The 20635-nt window shown below is 62.8% G+C and carries 9 protein-coding genes and 1 pseudogene; 1 reads left to right on the top strand and 9 read right to left on the bottom strand.

Translation table 11 applies throughout. The features are described 5' to 3' along the window. Window positions 1–105: 105 nt before the first annotated feature. Genes dpdD through dpdE form a run of 8 tightly spaced genes read right to left on the bottom strand, consistent with a single transcriptional unit; the run spans window position 106 to window position 18220 of the window. The gene (dpdD, locus tag CTATCC11996_RS13620) at window positions 106–2367 is read right to left on the bottom strand and encodes a protein DpdD (protein WP_003077064.1); all 2262 of its coding nucleotides are present in this window, start codon (window positions 2365–2367) and stop codon (window positions 106–108) included. Continuing rightward, the gene (dpdK, locus tag CTATCC11996_RS13615; RefSeq protein WP_003077062.1) at window positions 2351–2881 is read right to left on the bottom strand and encodes a phospholipase D-like domain-containing protein DpdK; all 531 of its coding nucleotides are present in this window, start codon (window positions 2879–2881) and stop codon (window positions 2351–2353) included. The genes dpdD and dpdK overlap by 17 nt, the downstream gene beginning before the upstream one ends. Continuing rightward, the gene (gene dpdJ, locus CTATCC11996_RS24625) at window positions 2878–7653 is read right to left on the bottom strand and encodes a protein DpdJ (RefSeq protein ID WP_003077061.1); all 4776 of its coding nucleotides are present in this window, start codon (window positions 7651–7653) and stop codon (window positions 2878–2880) included. The genes dpdK and dpdJ overlap by 4 nt, the downstream gene beginning before the upstream one ends. Further along, window positions 7644–8381 carry a hypothetical protein gene (locus tag CTATCC11996_RS13605; RefSeq protein ID WP_003077060.1) on the bottom strand — a complete coding sequence of 246 codons (738 nt, stop codon included), beginning with the start codon at window positions 8379–8381 and terminating at the stop codon, window positions 7644–7646. Before CTATCC11996_RS13605 ends, dpdJ begins: the two co-directional genes overlap by 10 nt. Further along, the gene (dpdH, locus tag CTATCC11996_RS13600; protein ID WP_003077057.1) at window positions 8381–11473 is read right to left on the bottom strand and encodes a protein DpdH; all 3093 of its coding nucleotides are present in this window, start codon (window positions 11471–11473) and stop codon (window positions 8381–8383) included. The genes CTATCC11996_RS13605 and dpdH overlap by 1 nt, the downstream gene beginning before the upstream one ends. Then, window positions 11470–12363, bottom strand: a complete 894-nt coding sequence (gene dpdG, locus CTATCC11996_RS13595) for a protein DpdG (RefSeq protein WP_003077055.1) — start codon at window positions 12361–12363, stop codon at window positions 11470–11472. Before dpdG ends, dpdH begins: the two co-directional genes overlap by 4 nt. After that, window positions 12360–14942, bottom strand: coding sequence for a protein DpdF (gene dpdF / locus CTATCC11996_RS24620; protein WP_003077054.1), 2583 nt, complete (start codon window positions 14940–14942; stop codon window positions 12360–12362). Before dpdF ends, dpdG begins: the two co-directional genes overlap by 4 nt. Continuing rightward, the gene (gene dpdE / locus CTATCC11996_RS13585; RefSeq protein WP_003077052.1) at window positions 14939–18220 is read right to left on the bottom strand and encodes a protein DpdE; all 3282 of its coding nucleotides are present in this window, start codon (window positions 18218–18220) and stop codon (window positions 14939–14941) included. Before dpdE ends, dpdF begins: the two co-directional genes overlap by 4 nt. A 700-nt stretch (window positions 18221–18920) precedes the next feature. Here dpdE and CTATCC11996_RS13580 point away from each other — a divergent pair. Further along, window positions 18921–19133: a hypothetical protein gene (locus CTATCC11996_RS13580; RefSeq protein WP_003077051.1), complete on the top strand. Its 213-nt coding sequence runs from the start codon at window positions 18921–18923 to the stop codon at window positions 19131–19133. 214 nt (window positions 19134–19347) lie between these two features. Here CTATCC11996_RS13580 and CTATCC11996_RS13575 read toward each other — a convergent pair. Then, a pseudogene (locus tag CTATCC11996_RS13575) lies at window positions 19348–20425 on the bottom strand (IS3 family transposase); the annotation flags it as partial. Window positions 20426–20635 lie beyond the last annotated feature (210 nt).

The raw sequence follows: 20635 nt of genomic DNA, 5'->3' as shown, positions 1-20635 counted from the left end.
ATGCACCGATCTATCTCGAACCACAGCTCGCATTGTGCCGCCTCAGCCTAATTTGGCCAGGGCACGGCACACCAGTGCGTGCTGTGCTGAGGGTAACTCTTCTGATCAGGCCGCGGGCGTGGCCGAGACCAACTGGCTTTGCCGTATCACGCGTTCCACAATACGTGTGGTGCCACTGCCGTCGACTTGAAGCAAGGCCGCATCTGCACGCACGGCGGCCTTGATGCAGAAAAAGGCCTGGTGGGTGGCGACCCCCGAGACGAACACCACCCAGTCGGCGTGACGGGTTCCAGTCCTCAGGCGAGGCGTACAGGTTTCATCGGAGTTGGTGTCAATCTTGGCTTGTGGAAACGCTGCTTCAAGGACTAGCGCTGCTCGGCGGATGGCGTGGGTATCCAGGCTGTAGAGAAAGATGCGCGCCTGAATGTCCGCGCGAACCTGTGCCTCGCCGTCGGTATCCTCCGCTGGCCTTGGCGGCAGAGGGAACTCCGCTTCTTGTGCCAGCAATTCCAGCAGGCACCGCTCGGCGGTCGAAAGACGAGCCCAGATTTGGTTGGCTGCCTGAAGCACTTTGGCGGTCCACCGAAGGCGCGCCTCGTCATCCCTGCACGGGTGAACGGCCAGCAAGTCTGCCAGGTCCAGGCCCCAGCCGATTTCTCGTGGTGAAGGTGATTCGGAGAACACATCGCCCAGGCGGTCAACCAGGCCGGTGTATTCAGAGGGCGTGAGGCCTGCGATCAGCGCATGGCGCGTGGCCAGTCGGACCATCTCCCGTTCGCTTTCGCCCGCGCGGTCGCGGACATGCAGCGCTTCGATGAAGCCGAGGTAGACCTTCATCAGCGCGCTGGCGGGCGTGGTGCGAATCACCAGCCAGTCGAACCAGATCGGCAACAAGGATTCGAACAAGGGCGACGTGTCGAGGGCGACATCTTCGATCGTCGATAACAACGACTGAACAAAACTGGGCTGCTCCAGCATGGCCGCGGCCTCAGGTGAGTGAACCAGTTCCCGCCAGTACACCAGCAAGTCGTCGGCCTTGCCGGGACCGGGGGGCGATTGGGGACCCGGCAGCGTGGCCGTGGTGATGTTTTGCGCAGCGAGCTTTTCGACATCCGCCAGAAGCCGTGGCCGAGCCTGCCGCGCTTTCATCGCCATCTCCGCGTTGGCCGCCTGGAGTCGGTCGATGGCTGCGCTGGCCTGGCCGGGATGGCCGATCTCCTTGGCACAACGCAATTGTGCCTGCAGGACCTCGATCGAGTCTGGCAACGGTTGCAGCAGCGCCAATGCTTGTTCGTAGCGCTCCAACTCCATCTCGTGCAGCGCCTGCTCCAGCCCCGACTTGGGCTGCAATGCCCGAGCTATCGTGGCAATTGCCTCGGAAGCCGGACCGAACGCGTGCGCCCCCAACTCCTGAAGCAGGGATGCGCACAGTTGGGCCGACGGCTCGTCCAACGACAACTCGTGCAGCAGGAAGCCTTTGAGCGCGGCGGGTCGGCGACTGCGACCGCGTCCCTTGAGCAGGTTCGTGGCCATGATGCGCACGCGCTGGGCGAAGGCCTCTACCAGATCGTCGGCAACTCCCCGTACCTCCACGGGGGCAAGGTAGGTCTCGTACAGTGCATCCCAAATGTCGCCGTAAGTCTCCGGCGGCAGGCGAACCTTGAGCAGGTCGTCCCATTGGGGGTGGGCCAGGATCCGGTCCCAGCGTCCCAGGGCCGCGTGCAATCGGATTTCGAGGAAGGCACGGTTCTCAGCGCTGAGGCGGTGCTGCTCGCGCAGAGCCGCCATCGCGGCCAAGGCATCCTTCTCGTTGCGGGCCACCAGGGCGCGATCAAACGCGGCACGCAACTGGTGGAAGGTACGCAATTCCTGGCGGGGGCGCGCAGGCCTCTGCTCGAGTAGTTGCCAATAGCGCTGCCAACTAGCGATGACCCGAGACTCAAGCTTGGGCGTGATCGCAAAGAAAGCGCTCACGTGCAAGCCCGCCTGGGTCAGGACGGATCTGGCACTGCCTTGTGTTGCAGACAGGGCCGCGCCGTCTTTTTCGAAATCCCCGAAGCTCGGACCTACAAAGGCCATCATCTCGTCGTGCAGGCCCCGCGCACTCAATTCGTCATGCGCACAGGCAAGCCAGCAGGTCCGTTCGGCTCCTGCCTCCAAAAAAGGCAACAGAAGCGGCCGGTCCTTGAAGCCCTTGCCATACCTGGAAATCGCCGAGACCAGGGCCTGCGGCACCGCCTGTTTGTTCACGGGCACCGTACCGGTCAAGGGATTGGCATAGGTATTAACGGCCGCAAAGAACCTACCGAGCACGGCCTGCGCCGTTGCCGCTGCTGTGTTGGCCGATGTGCTAGAGACTGGTGCCATGGTTTGCGAATTCCAGGCGGATGCTGGCCACCTTTTGCGGATTGAAATCAATTGTCAAGGACTCTGCGTTCAAACCGATTCCCCGCTCGGTAAAGTTCATGGAGCCACCAATCCAGACTCGATCGGTCAGCAGACCCTTGGTATGGAAATCTGGGATCTCCGACCACACGCAAGCGTCCTGCAGGCCGATGTCCGCCAACGCCGCAGACAAACGCTTGCCAAATGGTTTGTTGTGGGGATCGGGTCGCACCCGGATGTCCAGGCGTGTGTTGTTGGCGGCAATGGCCACGAGTACCTCAATCAAGCGGATTTCGCGGCGACCCCACTCCGGATTGAGGCCCTCGAAGCTCCCGGTGGAGTTGTCGAAGATCACGATGTCTGTGACCCAGGGAGCGGCGAGGTAGATGGTTTTGCTGGGCAGCAGCAGTTCCTCCGCCAGCACCATCGCCAACACGTCCCGGGCCGCCCGCGGCGCGGTTGTCGCCGATTTGAAGATGTAGCGTACGTTGGTCATAGCGTATCCGGGATCGAGAAGGTCCACTCGATGCGGTCACCGAGTCGCCTGACCTCGATGAGTTGGGCAAAGACGTTCAGGTACTCGAACTGCACTGGTTCGGTCACCAAGGCCGCGACCACCTTCGGCAGCAGTTGGCCCGCATGGCTGGCCGGCACCGACACGACGGCGCGAGAGGCTGTCAGCAGTCGCTCGCGTACTTGCTCCTCCCAATCCGGATGCGCCGGATCGATGGGGTCCGGGCGGGGCGTCAGCCACTGCGCCAGCAACAGGCGCTCGGTGTCAATGCTGAACGGCGAAAAGCGATTCGACCAGGGCATGGCAACCGCACGCAGGGCATGGCCTTGGGGCCAGAGCAGGCCCATGAGTACGCCGAAGCGCCAGGCTCGTCGATTGTCGGCCGGCAGGAGTTGGCCGGCGTTTTCAAAGGCTTGGTCCAGTCGGTCGTCGACGCTGAACAGAGCGCACAGGACACGGACATCGACCTCCACCCCGTGCAGCGCTTCCAGCTCGTCCCAGCGCTCATGAATCAACGCCAACAGGCGATCCAATTCGCTGGGACTGTCTGGGCGCAACAGCCGCATGCTCAACGCCACGCTGTAGCCGTGGAAGATGGATTGCCCGCGCGTGACCAGCATCGTGCGCAGCGCGGCAAAGTGCTGCGATGCGTCGGCGGAGTTCATGGCTTGCCGCACCATGCCCACAGCCTGGGTCACGTCCGCATCAGGCTGTCCGCCCCCGAGCCATTGCACCACCTGTCGCAACTGGGCGTTGGTCCATTCGAAGTCACGCGGTCCCAGTGCTGCCTCGATGTGCCGATACAGGCTGTCAGGCCGACTGGTCAGTAACTCCGCGACACTCTCGATGAGGCCGTTGCCCCCCGGATTGACCTCCGAGATCCAGATTTCTGGCTGCGTGGGTTCGGTGCCGTCGTCGCGCCGCACCACAATGTCCACGACCAACCCGTCGGGATCGATCTGCGGACAGGCCTGCTGAATCGCATCCAGGCAGGCCGCACCGAGGGTGGCGCGAATCGACAGGGACAGCCACTCGTTCCATTCCGTGTCGATGGGTTCGACGAGCACCCGGGCTGCGACACGCGCCGCTTGGCGGACCGCGTCGGACTTCAGTGCCTCATTGAGCTTTTGCCGCAGTTTGTCGGAACCTTCGTCGCCATTGTCCAGATCCGGCACCTGGAACACGGTCTGCAAAACCGCCAGCAGGACATCCATCTGGGTGCCATCGGCCACCCGGTCCAGGGCTTGCTGCAAGTCGATGACCTGCGCGACCGAGACCTGCAGGGCCGCGATCTGGAAGATCTGGGCGATCCATCCGCGCAGGAAAGGATTGGGCACCGCTGCGCAAAACGCCGCGTTTTCACGGGCCTCCCAGTTGTACCGGGAGGCACGGGCGGCGCGTTGGCGCTGCGGGTCGGTCCAGTCGATGACTTGACTGAGATCCAGCGGTAAGTCGAGCACCAGCGCCAGCGCGTCGACATCAATGTCAAACCCGACTCCGCTGGGATGACCCTCATGCCGGAACTGCCAGTCCACCGTGACCCGTTCCGTCTTACTCCCCGAACGCAGTCGCAACTCGGCGCGCGAGCCGACCGCGTAGCGCCTGACCTCCGCGTGTGCCTGCTCGGCATGGGTGTACAGGACCACCTGCTTGATCAACCGACTGATGCCGATATGGGCGGGTGTGACCAGGGTCAAACCCTGGTGTGGCGCCAGGTGAAACGACCGCCAGGCCAACTGGGCATTGGAGGTGTCACTCAACTCCGGTACGCCATTGCCAGCGCGAGGCACGCGTTGGAGGTGAGCCGCTTGGGGACGAAACGCCTTGAAGGTGGTCAGCGCGGTGCCATGCGGTGCGATGAAATCGCGCTTGGCATCGAGTGTGAACCACGGCAGGAGATCGGCGTCTTCCGACAAATCGGTCGTGCCGCAAGCAAAGAACCGAGCCAGCGTGTCGCCATCGACCCCCAACCACAAGGCGTCGTCGTAGCGACGGGAGACTTTGCCAGGTGCAAACTCTCCCAAGCCCTGTTGCACCGGCATGTACTGATCCTCCAACTCGCCCTGTTGTGCGACGAGGTCGATGCGCATCTCAGGCAGGCTGAGGTCGTCGAACAGGCTGGCAGGAATGTAGTCTGGCAGGGGGTGCCCCGCCTGGTGGTCCTCGCCTGGACGACCGCGGGCGCGCCACCCGGAGGCGAGGCGTCGGACCGCAGTGGGGATGGCCCCCAGCATGAGCGGACGAGGCTGACTCCACATCAATATGTTCAGGTCATCGCTTCCCAGGGCCAAGCGGTCGGCCAGATCCCGGGCCAGGCGTTCGGCCCGCGCGGGGTTTTCCAGCACCTCGATGAGCAGTTTGACCACGCGCTGGTGCTGCAGGCGCTTGTTCAGCCAGTTAACGCCCGCAAATTTGATGGCGGTCGAATGACCGTTCGGGCCCAGGTCGCGGGCCTGGACCCGAAGTGCCTGCCAACCGGGCGCCGTCAGGGGAAACTGCACGTGCTCGGCCAAGCGCTTGACGGCGGCGAAGGCGGCGGGATTCCAGCCGGGCGGCAAGGCTTCGTTGTTCGGATGGGACAAATCCCGCCACACCGACAGCGGCGGATGGTCGCGGCAGGTCCAGTCGCCCAATACGTCAAGCAGCGCGTACACGGCTTGCATGCGCTGGACGTAGCGGTTGGCCATCGGCAGCTGGCGCGCCGGCAGGTCTGGGTCGAACAACTGATCGTAGGCCTGGTACGCCAGTCGGTCCCGACCGTAATCCGTCAAGATCACCAGGGTCCAGGGCCGCATGTGGCGCGTGCGGCCCGCGCGGCCCTTGCGTTGCAGGAAAGATGCAATGTCGCGGGGAGCCTTGTGCTGCACCACGACGCCCACGGCAGGATCGTCGAAGCCGACTTCGAGCGCAGAGGTGGCCACCACCACCTCCGTGCTGCCACTGACCCCACTGTCCAGCGCCGTGGTTCGTCCAACGCCCAGGCGGTACGTCAGGTCGTGACCGATCGCTTCAGGAACACTCCAGTCCTGACCGGCGTAGTACCGCGCGGAGCCGCTGATGGGCGAAGTTCCCTGGCGCAGCCGTGCCAATCCGCCGTCCGGATGCTTGTTCAGGTTTGGGGCCCCGCCATTGGGGTAGCGGCCCTCGGCATCGAGCAAATCCTTGAACAGACGGTTGGTAGCGTCCAACTGGTCGGTGAACGCAAAGGCCCGCCAGCCGAAAAAGGGCATGGTTTTGCGGTCGAAGGTCCCGGGAGGATCCAACAGCCGCGCGCTGAGCATCAGCGTTTGAATCGTGGTGGACAGCAAGGCTGTCTGAGAGACCGGGTCACCGCGCAGGGCCAACATGTACTCGGCTCCTTCCTCGACAATCTCGTCCTCCAGGGGCTTGATTTCCTCGACCACCCCTTCGCTTAAGCCGGTCAGGTGGGAAAAGAAGGACTGGCCGTCGGCAATCGTGGCGGACAGACCGACAAAACTGGAGCGTCGGCCGCTGGCGGCCCACCAACGCCGCAGAAGGTACGCCACTTGAGCGCCATAACTGCCGGCGTACAGGTGCACCTCGTCCAGCAGGATCAGATCGGGTGCGCGGTCGGCCATGGGGCCAACCCCAAAGACATGACGCAAATCGCTGCTGGGCAGATGGCGATTGAGCATCTCCACCGACGTGAAGAGAATGTCTGGAGGATCGGCCTTGATGGCATCGCGGGTGAAGGCCAGCGTGTGGACGTCGACCACGGCACTGCAGTGGGGGCAGACCAGGCGTTCGCGATCTTGCGTCACATCGTCGCGTCGCAGCACCATTTCCCCGTGCTGGCTGTCGTCGGGGCAATTGAAGAATGGCACGCGTTTGCCCTGCGGGTGGTAAGGCCAACTGCGTTTGTCCAGGGCCTTGGCTGCTTTGGTAGGCGTGTCCCCGTACAACACACCCACACGCAAAGGCCGCCCGCCCTGTCGGGTGATCCAACTATCGAACTTGCGGCATTGGCCGTAGACCTCGGCCAGTTGATCTTTCAGCAGTTCGTTGCGGGGGTACAGCGCGAGGACCCGCACCCCCCGCGTGCCTGGCGCCTGCACCCGTTGCGCCGCCAGCCAAGACAACGCGGGCAGGTAAAACGCCAAGGTCTTGCCGCTGCCCGTTCCGGCCGAGACCAGGGTTCCCGTGCAACTGCGCGCCTCCAGGCCGGCCAGGATGCGCTCGGCGGACTTGACCTGGAACCGAGCCAGTCCGCCGCCCTTATCCAAGTGGTCGAGCCACGTCTTGATGGCCTCCAATAGCAAGGGCGAACGGACAGATTCACTCAGCGTGGCGAAAACCTGCGAGCCGCCCAGGTCCCGGCGCGGGTAGCGCCGCGGCCGACGCAGGAAACGGTAGTCGGCGACCAACGTCGCGGCTTCCGCCCACTTGTGGGTTTCATGCTTAGGGAACAGTTGACGCAACTGCGCGACCAAGCGCACGCCCTCGGCCATCCGCGTGCGCCACCGTGGCTCCTCGTCGGCCACAAACGGCACTTCAAACAGCATCTTGTGCGTGACCAAGAAATCGCGCAGGTCGCGCGCGGTTTGAATGCTGCAGTTCGGATCGTCTTTGACGGGTTGCGCTTTGGGTGCGTCGAGCACTCGCTTCAAAGCGGCCATCACCTCATCGCGGCTGAGGGCGTTGTCCACCAGACCCCAGACCAGGCAGCGCGCCTCCAGGGCTTCGAGTTCATCCAGGGCGAACTCGGCGAGTTGGAGGTCCGGAGCTAGCGCCATGTCTGGGTCGTCTTCGGCTTGATCACGAAGCGAGCGGGGTCATCGTTGGCGCGTAACCACTCCATCACCTCGGGGGTGAGCAACTCCAGGGCAGCGCCGCCCGTCTCGATGGCTTTCAGAAACAGGCGGACAGCGTCGGGGGCAGTGCCCTTGAGTTGCTCGCGCAAGCCCTGTAACACCGCCACGGCCTTGGCGAGTTCTTCCTGCGTTGCGGCGCTGGTAGGCAAGTCGTTGCGGACCGCCGCCTGGTACCTCGCGTGCTGCTGCTTGTAGGTGGCCAGGAGCGCTTCATTGGCGGGCGTCTTGAGCATCCGCCCCTCCAGGACCGAAGGCGAATCGACGTGGCCAAGGTTCTCGACAAATTGACGCCACTGCGCCCGCGCGGCTTCTTGGACCCGCTCATTGGCCGACTCCGCGGCATTCGTCAGGCGGGTCCACAGACTGTCCGCTGCCAGGTCCTGCACATTGCCGCCTGCTTGAAGCACTTGCCTGGCCTGTTCGGCCAGGGCTTTCACGCTGCGGTCCGCCTGCGCGATGTCTTCGCGTTCGAGCAGGGCCGGGTCCACGATGCGGGCCTTTTCAGCCAAAGCGTGACGGGTCGTCGCGTGCTGTCCCCACTCACGCATGCGCTGCTGCAACGCGGAGATTTCCTGGCGCGTCTGGTTGGCGACCTTGGCCCTTTGCAGGCCGGCGCGCAGTTGGCTGCAAGACTGAATCAGCGTCGACATCAGCGCTCCCACTCCAGGCTTTTGATCAGTTCTTCCCGCTGGGCGAGCGCTTGCTCCAGTTCGACAGACCGGGTCTGGCTGTCAATCAGTCGCGTGAGTTCGCTGAAAAAGCGACTCAACTCCGCGACGTCGCACGCCAGTTGACTCAGCCGGGGCAACGGAACGGCACAGAGTTCGGCCAATCGCACCGGCGCCGGCTCATCTGAGGGAGGAATACTCATCTTACGCAGGCGCTGGATGACCGATTCCATATTCTCCTGTGCCAAGCGGTCGATAACGGCGCGGATCTCCGACTCGCGCTGCCCCGCAGGCCAGACGGACAGTTGCAAGGCCTCTTGCACCAGCAACCTCATCTCGTCGCGCCAGGCCACGCGGGCGTGCTCCGCGTCGAATGCGGCGCTGGTTTGAGGCAGCAGCACTTGAACCGTGCTTTGCAGGTTGTTGACCAGCGTGGGCAGGCTGCCGCTGGAGACCCGTTCGAGGACGTCGGAGGCTGCTTCGCTCAGACCACGGCCTTTCAATCCCAGGCTCCATCGGGCCGGCAACTCCGTCTTCCACGCTCGCTTGAGGCGGTCGGCATCGATGGCCAGCACCTTGCCTCCGGTGGCGCCCTGGAAGCAGCCGATCAATTGCTTGAGGCGATCTTGCAACTCGGCGCGCGCCGCAGTGGCTTTGCTGCGCACCGCCAGCGTTTGGCCGACGGAGGCCCCCACGCGCGGATCGATGTAGGTCGATTCGTCGGGGCTGGCGCCGGTCAACGCCTTCAGGCTGGGGCTGTCCGGCTGTCCTCGGCTGCTCAGTCCCAGCAAGACGCTTTGGATATGGAGCGCCCGGGCCACCATACCTGCGTCACGTTCTGCCTCGGCGGCCAGCGCCTGCAAGACCTGGTGCTCCAACCCATCGAGCAGGGCATTGGCCGCGGCGTAGTCGGTTTCCGCATTTGCATAGAACCAGCTTTTGCCGTTTTTCTCCCAGCGCGCTAGGGCCTTGAGACCGGCGACAACGCCAGGAGGGATGGCTTGGTCCGGTCGTACCACCTGGACAACCAAACCACTGGGCGGGTTGCCAGCCGTGGCCGTGGGCGGAAGCCAGAACCAGCTGGCATCAACCTTCTGTCCTTTCAGGCAGAAATTGCCCAGATCCATGCGTTCGTCCAAAGCCTGGGCGATCAGGTTGCGGGTCTCTCGCGCGTGGGCGTTGGGCAAGCGATTGGTTGGCGTCCACGCTTCCAGTGCGCCCGCGTACGCGGAGATGTCGGGGGCGGCTGGTATCGCATCGACGGGTACGGACGGCGGGACTGGGGGCAAGGGCTGTGGCGGGGTCCCGGGGGGACCTGGGGGTGGAGGATCCCTCGGTACCGGTGGCGCGACCGGTGAGATCGGCGCACTGGCGGTACCGAACGGCCACGGCAGAGAGAACGCCTCAAACACCGCGCGCGGTACCGGGGCCGCCGCCAGACGACTCGGACTGCCCGCCCAAAAGTGCAACGCCGCTTCCAACTGTTGGGCGTGCTCCTGGGTGTAGCCTTTGCGCTGCAACTCGGTACGCACTTCGGCCACCAGGCGGGGCGACTTGAAGCCCGCGGGCGGGAAATGCCTTGCGATGAACGCCGGACGTTCAGCCAAAGTCTTGCGCAAGACTTCATTGATGTAGGCCCGGGGGTTGTAGGTCCAGACTCCCCCTTGCTTCATGGCGGCTTCCGCCAGGCCTCGAATGGCGTGCGTATTGAAGGGAAATAGCGGATAGCCCTGGCGGCTGCGACCAAAAGCGTCCAGCCGTTCCGCCGCAGCGGCATCTAATGTCTCATTGAAATTGGGCACCCAGGCGTAGAGGTCCTGGCTAGTCTGGCTGGACCGAGCAAACTCCTGCTTCAGGTATTGGACACCCCAGCGTGCGGCATTCAGGTAGCGCCCCGTCAGGTCAACCAGTTTGCTGACGATGGTGTCCTCGGCCAAGCCTTCGCTGGGGACCACCCACTGCTCCTTGGCCCGCGTGAGCACCGTTTGGCGGCCGGCCAGGAAACCGTCGGTCACGGCCACCGCGGTCCGAATGGGCGCGCGGACGCGGCGGCCGTGCTCATCGCTCTCCGCAATCATGATGTCCAGCAGCGGCTGCTGAATCCCCGACAAGGCCGCCAAGTCCTCGATCAGGAGGACCAACTCCTTGCCATCCTTGAGCAGCTGACGACGAATGTCGTCGACCACGTCCTGGATGGACTTTTGCTGAAGGGCCTCAGTGACGCGGAACACGGTGCGCAGCGCGCCGTCGAGAACCTCTTGCAGGATGTCCGCCGCGGTGCTGCGGAACCGGCCATTGGCGTTGCCTAAAAAAGCCAGCGCCATTTGTGCCCGTTGGGGCAACTCTTGCCCCGCGGCTTGCTCCGGCGGGGCCAGGTCGTCCGCGCGAAATTGCCGGTCCGCGGGGTTGGAGGCGCCACCCAGGCTGGCCCCCACGATGCGATGGAGCACCTTGCTCAGCCACATCTCCCGCACTTCCGGCGCTTGGATCAAACTGCGCGCATGCTCGGCCACAGCCACATGTGGGGCTAGAGCACTGTTCTCGGTCGGTGCGGCCTTCACCAACTCGGCGGTTCGGTCCCGGTACTCCTTGAGTCCCTCGCCCAACGCGGCGGCGAGTAACTCGGCAGCAGTCGAGGGCGTCAATTGCTCGGATGATCTCGCCAATTCGCGCTTGAGCGCTTCGTACTCTTCGCTGGCGAGCGGCTCCAGGATCAATTCGACCACGCGGCGCAGACTGGCGGTCTTGGGAATCGACACCACGACCAATTCCTGGCGGCGGGGGTGCCGCTGCAGTTGGGCGCGCAGCCAGCGGACCATGTGGGACTTGCCCACACCGGAGGCGCCCGTGATGGCAATCACGACCGCACTGCCATCAGTCACCGGGCGCATCAACTCATTGAGCAAGGCCACTTCGTCGGCCGCGATTTCAACACCGGTCTGCGCTGCCCGACGCAACAAGGTGGTCGGCTCGTGAACGGCCAACAGCAATGCCTCATCAACCGTCTCGGCTTCAGTGCGCAGGCACTCGGTCGCATGTTCGACCGATGGCCAGTACTGTTCCAGGGAGCTCATGCCGTGGTCTCCTGCGGACGGGCGATCCATTGAAAGGTCAGGTCGCTGCGGGCGCCCCCCGCGCCGGTGAGGGTCACCGAACTGCCGAGGTCGGCCTTTTGCTGCAGCAGCAACTCGCCACTGTCCCAAAGGGTCAGCAGCGCGCGCGACAGGGCGCTGGAGAGTTGTCCGGGTTGGCGTGGCGGCAGCGCTGCGGGGGCCACATACTTCAGCACCTCGAGCTGCCAGCGCCCGCCGTCCAACACCGGCAAGACCGTCCCCAAGCGCTCCACGAACTGGGGCGCGGGCAGGCCCTCGCCTGGCCCCAGCACCTCCGCGAGGGCATCTCGCACAGCAACGGTCGGATCCACCGCTGCAAACGGATGCCGGCTGAACCCCAGGAAGGGTGCCCAGTACTGTAGGCCTGAGCGACGGGTCGAGTTACGCATAAGCAGACGCTCTGGATCAAAAATCTGCTGCGACTCCTGCGTCTCAAACTGGGCGAAGGAGGCCCGGTAGACGTCCTGCGCCAGCATCCATGCCAGCGAGCGGGTGAGGTCGGCAGCCCGTGCGCTCTGGCTGGCCCACAGGTCGGGGTTGTTTTCTTCCGCCAGGGCCTGGCGACAAGCCATTCGCCGGGTGAACGGCAGTATTTCAAGCGCCGTGGCGCGGCGCCCCGGTAGCCTTTCCTTGACCGAAATCAGCCCGTTTTCACGAACAAACAGTCCCAGTTCCGTCCACCGATTCAAGGTGTTGCGGGTCATCTGTCCATCGTCTTCCACGATCGCGGCCGGCGATACGGCCTCCAACAGATCTGCCTCGGCCATGGGCTTGGTGGCGCGCAATACCGTGGCATGCAGCACGACCAGGATATTGGGCAGCCCGTCGTTGGTGATGTTTAACAAGCTCATGCAATCAACTTTCGCAAGACCGTGTCCTCGTCGGCATGGGCAACCACCGAGGACCACGGCCGATCCGGACGGCTGGGGTCCGGCAATTGGGTGTGGATGAAGACGACTGTCAGCGCACTGGGAGACGTCCGCAGGGCCGCAGCGGCTTCAGGCGTAATCATCGGCTCGAGCCACAACAGGAACCGGACTTCAGCTGAACCACCGCGCAGCGCGGTGGGATCGCGTGGATCGAAGCGATCCACGAAGGTGTCGCTGCGAACCGCTATGAGCTGGGTAATGATCGAATCGATCAGGCTGTCGCTGGCCGAGTGCGGGATCCACAGTGAGTGGGGGCGCACCTTTTGCAACAGCATCGCCAAGCTCGAGCGACTATCCGCACAGGTACGAGCAAGATCTGCCGTGGCGATAAATGCGAGATTGGCTTGCTCGCGCGGCAGGCTTTGCAGTTCGGGCGTTTCCTCGAGCCTTGGGGAGAACCGGTCGATCCTGGCCACGAACGGTTTCAGTTGCCGCACTGGCATGCGCCGGTCCCCCCAGTGCTGGCTGCACCCGCCACAGAACGCCGTGACCGGGCCCCAATGATTGGGTAACGCGAGGCCATAGAGTTGGATCAAGGCCTGCGAGATCTCGATCTGCGCCTGCGCGGCGCGGTACATCAAGGTGAATGCGTCGCCGGCAGCCTGAAGCAGGCCGTCGCGCGCAGCATTCATGCGTTCGTCGAACACCAGGACATCACGGTGGTTGGGATGGCGAATGCGCACACTCGCAAACGTCACCTGCGCGTCGGTGTACTCCTGATCGTCGTTTGAGGTGGCACCGTCGGGGGCGCGGGCACTCAAGCCCGTGATCTCAATGAGGCCCGCGGTGGCCATGAGATTGAGCGTTCGTAAGTTCCAGATCCGGTTGCTCTTGCCCTGGCTCGATAAGCCGGCGCGCAGGCGATTGAGGTTGACCCAAATCTCGCCATCGGCGGTGATCGGACGAGCCGGATCGTCGAGCATGGCCACCCACCGCTCATAGCCCAGGTCGTTGCCAATGAGGGTCGGGCCTGCCATGTCTCGGGCCTGCTCCACATCCTGTTCCGTGTACAGCAGTAAACTGGCCGAAGCCAGGCCGTCGCGGCCGCTGCGCCCCACCTCCTGGTAAAAGCGATCGAGTGACTCCGGCAAGGTGGCGTGGATGACGGCGCGCACGTCGTTCTTGTCGACGCCCAGGCCAAAAGCGGAGGTCGCGACCATCCCATCGAGTGCATTGGTGTCCCACAACGCCATCAGCAACTGGCGCTGCTGGGCGGGTGTCTCGCCCGTGAAGGCGGCGACCCGGCCTAGTCCAGCCTCGGACAAATGTCGCAGCCATTCCTCGGCTTCATCGGGACGGGTCACATACAAGATGAAGGGGCGAGGTGCCTTGAGGACAACTTCCAACACACGCCGTACCCGCGTGTTCGGCGACGCCAACGGCTTCATCGCATAGCGGGGTTCGGGGCGCAGAAAAATCCCAGAGACGACGCAGTGCCCCATCGATCCCGAAAACTGGCTTTGCAGGCTGGTGACAGTGTGGGGTGTGAGGGTGGCGGAGGCCAGGACTACACGAATCGGCTGGGGCGCGTCGGGGCCACGTGCCTGCCGCAGACTGGCGATCAGCGCTGGCAGCAGTTGAAAAGCCGGACGAAACCCACTGCCCCAAGTCACCACCAGGTGCGCCTCGTCAATCACGACATGCGAAATGCGCCCCTCGCGCGCGCAGTCGACCAACAGGCTTCTTAGGGAACCGGTGGCGGCCTCCGGTGAGGTGAACAGAACGCGTTGTTCACCCCGGCGCAAGGCCTGAAAGACGGACGAACGCTCTTCGATGCTCAGGCCGCTGTGGAAAGACAGGGGGCGATCCGTCCACTGAGGGTCGCGCTTTTTGAACAACTCCGCCATCCGGCGACCTTGGTCGATGGCCAAGGCCACCGTCGGGACAATGACCAGCGTCAGGGTGCCTTGGCTGGCCGCCAGCGGCGGCAATTGGGCCAGCAGCGACTTGCCGCTGCCGGTGGGCAAGTTGGCAATCAGGGTGGTGTCGGCGGGCAAATGCATCAGCGCCCGGACGGCTTCGCGTTGGCCCGGCCCCGTGTAGGTGGGCAGTCCTAGCAGTGAGCGCAGTGGCGGGTCCGATGGCAGACGCGTAGGCAGACGGGCCTCGATCCCGTTGAACGCATCGTCAAACAGGTCGTGCTGCTCCCCAAGCCACGGTAGCCGTGGGTAGTGGGGGCGGATTTGGGCGCAGGTGCCCAGATCGGCCACTTCAAAACCGTGGTCGTTCCAGACCTGACTTGAGGGCCAAGGCGGTGTGAGTGGCACCTCCAGCCAGGGCGCCTCGCCACCGCGAGCCTGGGCCAATAGCCAATGCCGCAGGAGTGCGATCAGGTCCAAAAATGTGGCGGTGCCGCTTTGCCGCAGCAGATCACGCAGGCATTGCCGAAGGCGGTCCATCAGGCCGCTCGTGGTGCCCTTGCCTTCGAGGTCGGGCGCACTGTCCGGCCAGTGCGCCAGGGCCGCCCGCAGGTCAGTCTCAGAAAACAGAGCGCCGCTCATTCGTCAAACGGCGAATCTGAGGCCAGGAAGACAGCGCCAACGACGTCGAGTTCAAGGTGCGGGTGGGCAATTGCTGCCTCCAGCGCGGCGTACATGGCATCGGCTTGGCGCAGTTCCTCGAGTTCTTGTTCCTGGGCGGCACCGGCCAGGCGACTGGCCCGCGCATCGCCTTGCGAGCGGCGCAAGCGGCGCTCCTGAACGCAAGCCTGCAACGCTTGCTGAAGGCGGCTCTGGTACTGCGGCAGGGCCCGAACCGTTGCCATCGCTGTCTGCCTTTGGCGCTCGCACAAGCCAGCCCAGTCGCGCATCCATGTTGACTTGATGTCCGCCGGGAGACTGCGCCAGCGGCGGACGTTCAAATTGAAGTCGCGGCGTGTGCCCTTCCAACTGTCGGCGTATTCGCTGGTCAGCAAGTCCGAAGGGTCGACTTCGATCTCGCCATTGCCCTGCACCCACACGCGCAAGGCCAGCGGAGGCAAGAAGGTGCTGGCCTTGCGTACGAGCGCCTGGGTATGCAGGCGTTGCGAGGGGTCGTCCGCGCCGGATCCTCCCTCCGGAGCTTCGCTCGGCAAGGCGGGACGCACCAAGATGTCGAAGCGGAAGTACAGATCTGCCCCGCTGGGGTCACTCACCTCGTACTGCCGATCAACCCGCCATACCGCGAACGCCCGACCACGGTCGTCATTCGCGCAAAACTGCTCCAGCGACGTGACCAGTGGATCTCCGATACGCAGCAGGCGAATACCCTGGGCCAGACCGCGTCGACTCGTCGTGGTCTGACGCTTGAAGGCATAGCGCTGTGTCAATGGCAGACGCGCGCTGCCGCCGGCGGCGTGCTGATCGACGGTCGCCAGGAAATGCTTGAGGAACCCCGTCAACGGCAACAGGGTGGTGCGGCCGCTGTCGCGATAGGTGTACCCGACGCGGAAGGGGGTATCTGCGGAGGGTGCGCCCGGTTCGCCTTCGCTGTGCCAATGAAATTGCAGTGCTTCGATCGCCAAGGCCTTGAAGGCGGCGCGCCACTCCACCCAATCGCTGTCTTCGTCTTCCAAGGTCTCCATGCCGGGAATTTCCCGGTTGGCCATGGCATCCAGACCGTCCTGGTGATTGAGTTGGCGCACCTCGCGCTGGACCCAGCCGTCCTCGCCGCCTAGTTGCTGGGCCTGCGTTTCAAGGGCCACGGTGCCCAGTTCGACCCATTCCCGCGCCAAAGGTCCGGCGGTGGCTTCGATCAGGTACTGCAAACTGGCCACGGACTGGCCAAAGACTCCCCACCCATGGTCGAGGACCGAGGCCCAGGCGGCCTCGTCCGCATTGGCCTCATCCAGCAAGACGTAGCTCACGATCGGGTCCCCGGTGCCATAACGGTCCAGGCGTCCCAGGCGCTGCTCGATGCGGTTGGGTGAGGCGGGCAAGTCGTAATGAACCGCGACTTTGCGTCCGCCGTGCAGGTTGACTCCCTCCTCGGCGCGCACATCACACACCAGCACGCGTATGCGTTCGGGGGCGGCGAGGAACTGCTCCCATTGCGGGGCCGTGACCTCGCCATCTTCGTCAACTTCGACCGGTTCGTGACGCACGACGCGATCACCGACCTGCCCGGCCAAGGCTTGCGCCACCCGATCCGCGTCCTCGGGGCGGTCGCAAAAGACAACAACCTGCGTGCCCGGAGTTTCCAGGAGCGCGCGTACTTGCCGGCATAACGCGATGATCCGCGCTGGATCGTCGCGCAGGCGCTGCGCCGCGTGATCCACCGCCTCGGCCTGCGACAGCAAGTCCGGGTGATCGAGACCGGCTTGCGCCAACGCTGGCCTTAGCGGCGCGCTGGCATGGGGGTTGACGGCCGATTGCAGCAGAGCCTGCTCGATCGGGGGCGTCAAACTGCCCGCGGCCGTCGCGGCGAGGCGCAAGGTTTCGAGGCGGTCGCGCCAAGTTGCCGTCGCTTGACCAGTGAAGGCGACCGGTCGCATGTCGGCCCGCCGCGGCGTCGCCCAAGACACCGCCGCGCGCCGGTTACGCAGCAATCGGCGGTGTAGCCGGTAGTTCTCGACCAAGTGCGTCTTGAGGTCGTCCAATGCGGCTAGGAACGACTCGCTTTCCTCGTCCGGGAAGGTGTTCAGGACTTGCTGAAGGGCTGCGACTTTGGTGACCAGTAGGGGATCGTCGGGGTAGTTCTCCAACAAGCGTTCAAGATCTGGTCCCAGTCCCCAGACGTTTTGCGGCACAAGGGTGGAGACAACTTCGGCGACTACCTGGCGCGAGGCGATCCGTCGCTTGAACCCCTCGAGATCTTCCAACGGAAAAACCACAGGATCGAGCAGGTGCAGGACCCGCAGGAACTCCTCGGCGTTTCCCAACACCGGCGTGGCCGATAGCAGCAGCAGTCGCGGCACGCGTCGGGCATGCGATTCGAGCAACGCATAAAGCTGATGTTGCCCGGCCGTGGATTGCCGCGACAGATGATGAGCCTCATCGACCACCAGCATGCCGGCACTGCCGATGACTTGAGACAGACGATCTAGGTCATCATGCGCGATGACATGTAAGTGGTCGTCCAACTCATTGCCCAGACCGAAACGTGCGGATAACTCCCGTCGCCACTGATACACCAGAGCAGTAGGAACGATCAACACAGCCTCAGCGGATGGATCATCGATGAAGTATTGGCGCACGATGATCGCCGCCTCAATGGTCTTTCCCAAGCCCACTTCATCCGCCAGCAGGTAGCGCTGGATCGGGTCTGTCAGAACCCGCCGCACAACATCGAATTGGTAATCCACCAAATCGATTGCTGAGCACAGCACCGCATCGATACCGGCAGCGGCGAAGTGCTGGCGGGCCACTGCGCGAACGAAACGTGACCGCGCATCCGCCAAAAATGGGGTTTCTGTGGCCTCAGATACTAGCAGTGGCAGTGGATCGGTAAGTGGGCGACTCCAGCGCACCTCCAATTGTTCGGCCTCAACGTTGACGGTCTCGCCATTGGGAAACTGGACAAACAAAATTGGGCCTTCGCCCTCCTGCACCCGGCCGACTTGCCAGCGTCCTCCCTGCATGCGGCGATACACACGTGTTTGTACGGGCAGCATGGCGCCCCTTACATGCGATAGTGCTACCTCCACCGCCTCAGGCAAAGCAGCGCCAGGCGCATCAAAAAACTGGATTCGCGCAAGCCCCCCCTGGATGTCGGTGAGTTTTCCAACTCCCCAATCGGAATAGGGTGAAGACTCGATTCGAACAAAAGTGCCTTGGGTCAGATTTGCGATGCGCCTCGTCATTGTTGACCTCAGACTGGGGCACAGGCAAGCACGGACGCGGTGAAGCGTTTTCGCAGTGCAGTCCACCACGTTGGACGGAGAGTCGTAAAGCATGTCGGTGTACGACCAATCAACTCCCCAGAACTACCGTGTTTCAACGATCTAACCACGAGCACATGCCCCTTATTTACATATTTGTTGCACTTATTACGAAGACTATGCTATCAGATTTGACGTGTACGCCTCACGCGACGAAGCCTCGCGAGCGTGCCAGCGACTGGGAGGGTAATTCTAAAAGAAGTGGATTGGCAGTCCGGTGTAGACGAAGTTGAGTTGCTTCAAGCAGGATAGGCTAGAAGGGGATGGCCATGCCGATTGAGCGTCAGATTACTGGGTTACACATCCACATTGCTCAACTGCTTCAGCCAAATTGGACCCCGCGATGGCGGTACCGTGGTATACATCCTTCCGGGTTAGGTTCATGCCACTTCCAACGGAATTTATGGACCAAGGCCGATCGGATGCGGTGAGTTAAGCGCATTCATCGTTACCCCAGGGAGTCTGATACGGAGGTATTTTTGGTATGTGGCCTATAAAAGCATTCAGTTCTTCTTACGTGGATCACTCTGATCCATCGGCGCAAACGCCTACAGTCCCTCTGCGAGCCCATCCTGCGCTCCCTCTATCTCAGCAGCGCCGAATAAATGCTTGGATCGCTGCAATGCCCACAGGTTTCTGGGTAGCCGACAATATGCCTGACCTCATCGAGTTAGCCCGTCACATGGATCGTGCTGAGCGTATCAGCCAGCAAATACATGCGACACTTGATATCGACATGTGTGCCAGTAACTCGCTGACCCACTTTTTGGCGGCAGAGGAAGCCAGAATCCAAGTCTTGAGTCAACGACTGAAGATTCCAGCAACTGAACAGTGACCATCGCTGATTTCGGATTTGCTGCTCAAAGCCACGGTTGATAGCACAATCTGCATCGGCTTGAACGGGCACATCGGCGGGAAGCTCACTGATAATGGGTCCACTCATCTCTCTCATGGGGGTGGACACCGTCGACGTAGTGGGCCATCCTACGCCCCCCGTTTTTAGTAGCACAAGGCTTTGGAGTCCGGTGTTAATTTGACGGGTTTTACATCAGCCTCCGGGCATAGGCAGCGGGCGTCAGTCCACCAAGCGATCTCTTGGGCTGCTCTTCGTTGTATTCCCGGCGCCAAGCTTCAACGATCACCCGAGCATGCGCCAGACTGGTGAACCAATGTTCGTTCAAGCATTCATCCCTAAAGCGCCCATTGAATGATGCGATGTAGGCGTTCTGGTTGGGCTTGCCCGGTTCGATCAGAAACAGCTGAACACCTCGGGCATGAGCCCAGCTCAGCATGGCGCGACTGCAGAACTCCTTACCGTTGATCGCTTTGGGCAGCCCCCTTGTCCTGGCGAGTTGCTCCAGAATGCGCACCAGTTGGTTGCCACCCAGGGCCTGCTCCGGCACGATGGCCACAGCCTCATGGGTTGCGTCATCCACTACCGTGAGGTTTTTGATGCTGAGTCCTTCCGCTGTGCGATCAAAGACAAAGTCCATGGACCACACCTGGTTGGCAACTGTCGGGCGTACCAAAGGGTGGCGCTCCGATATCGGGATCTTCTTGCGCCTGCGCTTTTTGATCTGAAGACCGGCTTGGGCATACAGACGATCCACCCGCTTGTGATTCACGATCTCTCCGGCCTGGCGCAACTTCAGATAGATCATGCTGGCCCCGTAGCGACGATGACGCTGTGCCAGAGCGATGATCTTCTCCTTCAAGGCACAGTTGTGGTCGCAGGCGGGTTTGTAGCGCAGGGCACTGGCGCTCATGCCGATGACACGCAGCGAACGACGCTCGCTCAGTCCACGGCTGACCATGTGACGCACCAACTCGCGCGATGCGGGTGCGCTCACCACTTTTTTCTCAAGGCTTCTTTCGTCACCTCGTTCTCAAGCAGGGCTTCGGCCAGCAACCGCTTAAGCCGTTCGCTTTCGGTTTCCAACTCCTTCAATCGTTTGGCATCGGACACGCTCATACTGCCAAACTTGCTGCGCCAGAGGTCATAACTGGCCTCGGAGAAACCGTGCCGCCGGCACAACTCGGCCACAGTAAGCCCGATTCGGCTTCCCGCAGGAAGCCAATGATCTGTTCTTCCGTAGATCTTTTCTCTCGTCCAATCTTCTGTTGCATGGGATTGGACTCCAAGCTCACCTGCTACTAAATTCCGGGGAGACGTCGCTGCATGAAAAATATCGTACAAAGGCTACTTCAGTGCTCAAATTGACTGAAGTGGAAGTTACGACGAGTTGCTGACTCATAGCAGTTTGCTATCGCCTCCAAGTCGCAGGCGGTAGCGCCCAATGAGGGCCGGTCAGAAAGACGCTCTGGGCGCTGAAGCCC

Source organism: Comamonas testosteroni ATCC 11996, from assembly GCF_000241525.1.
Lineage (GTDB): Bacteria > Pseudomonadota > Gammaproteobacteria > Burkholderiales > Burkholderiaceae_C > Comamonas > Comamonas testosteroni.
This window is presented reverse-complemented; position numbering and strand designations above follow the sequence as displayed.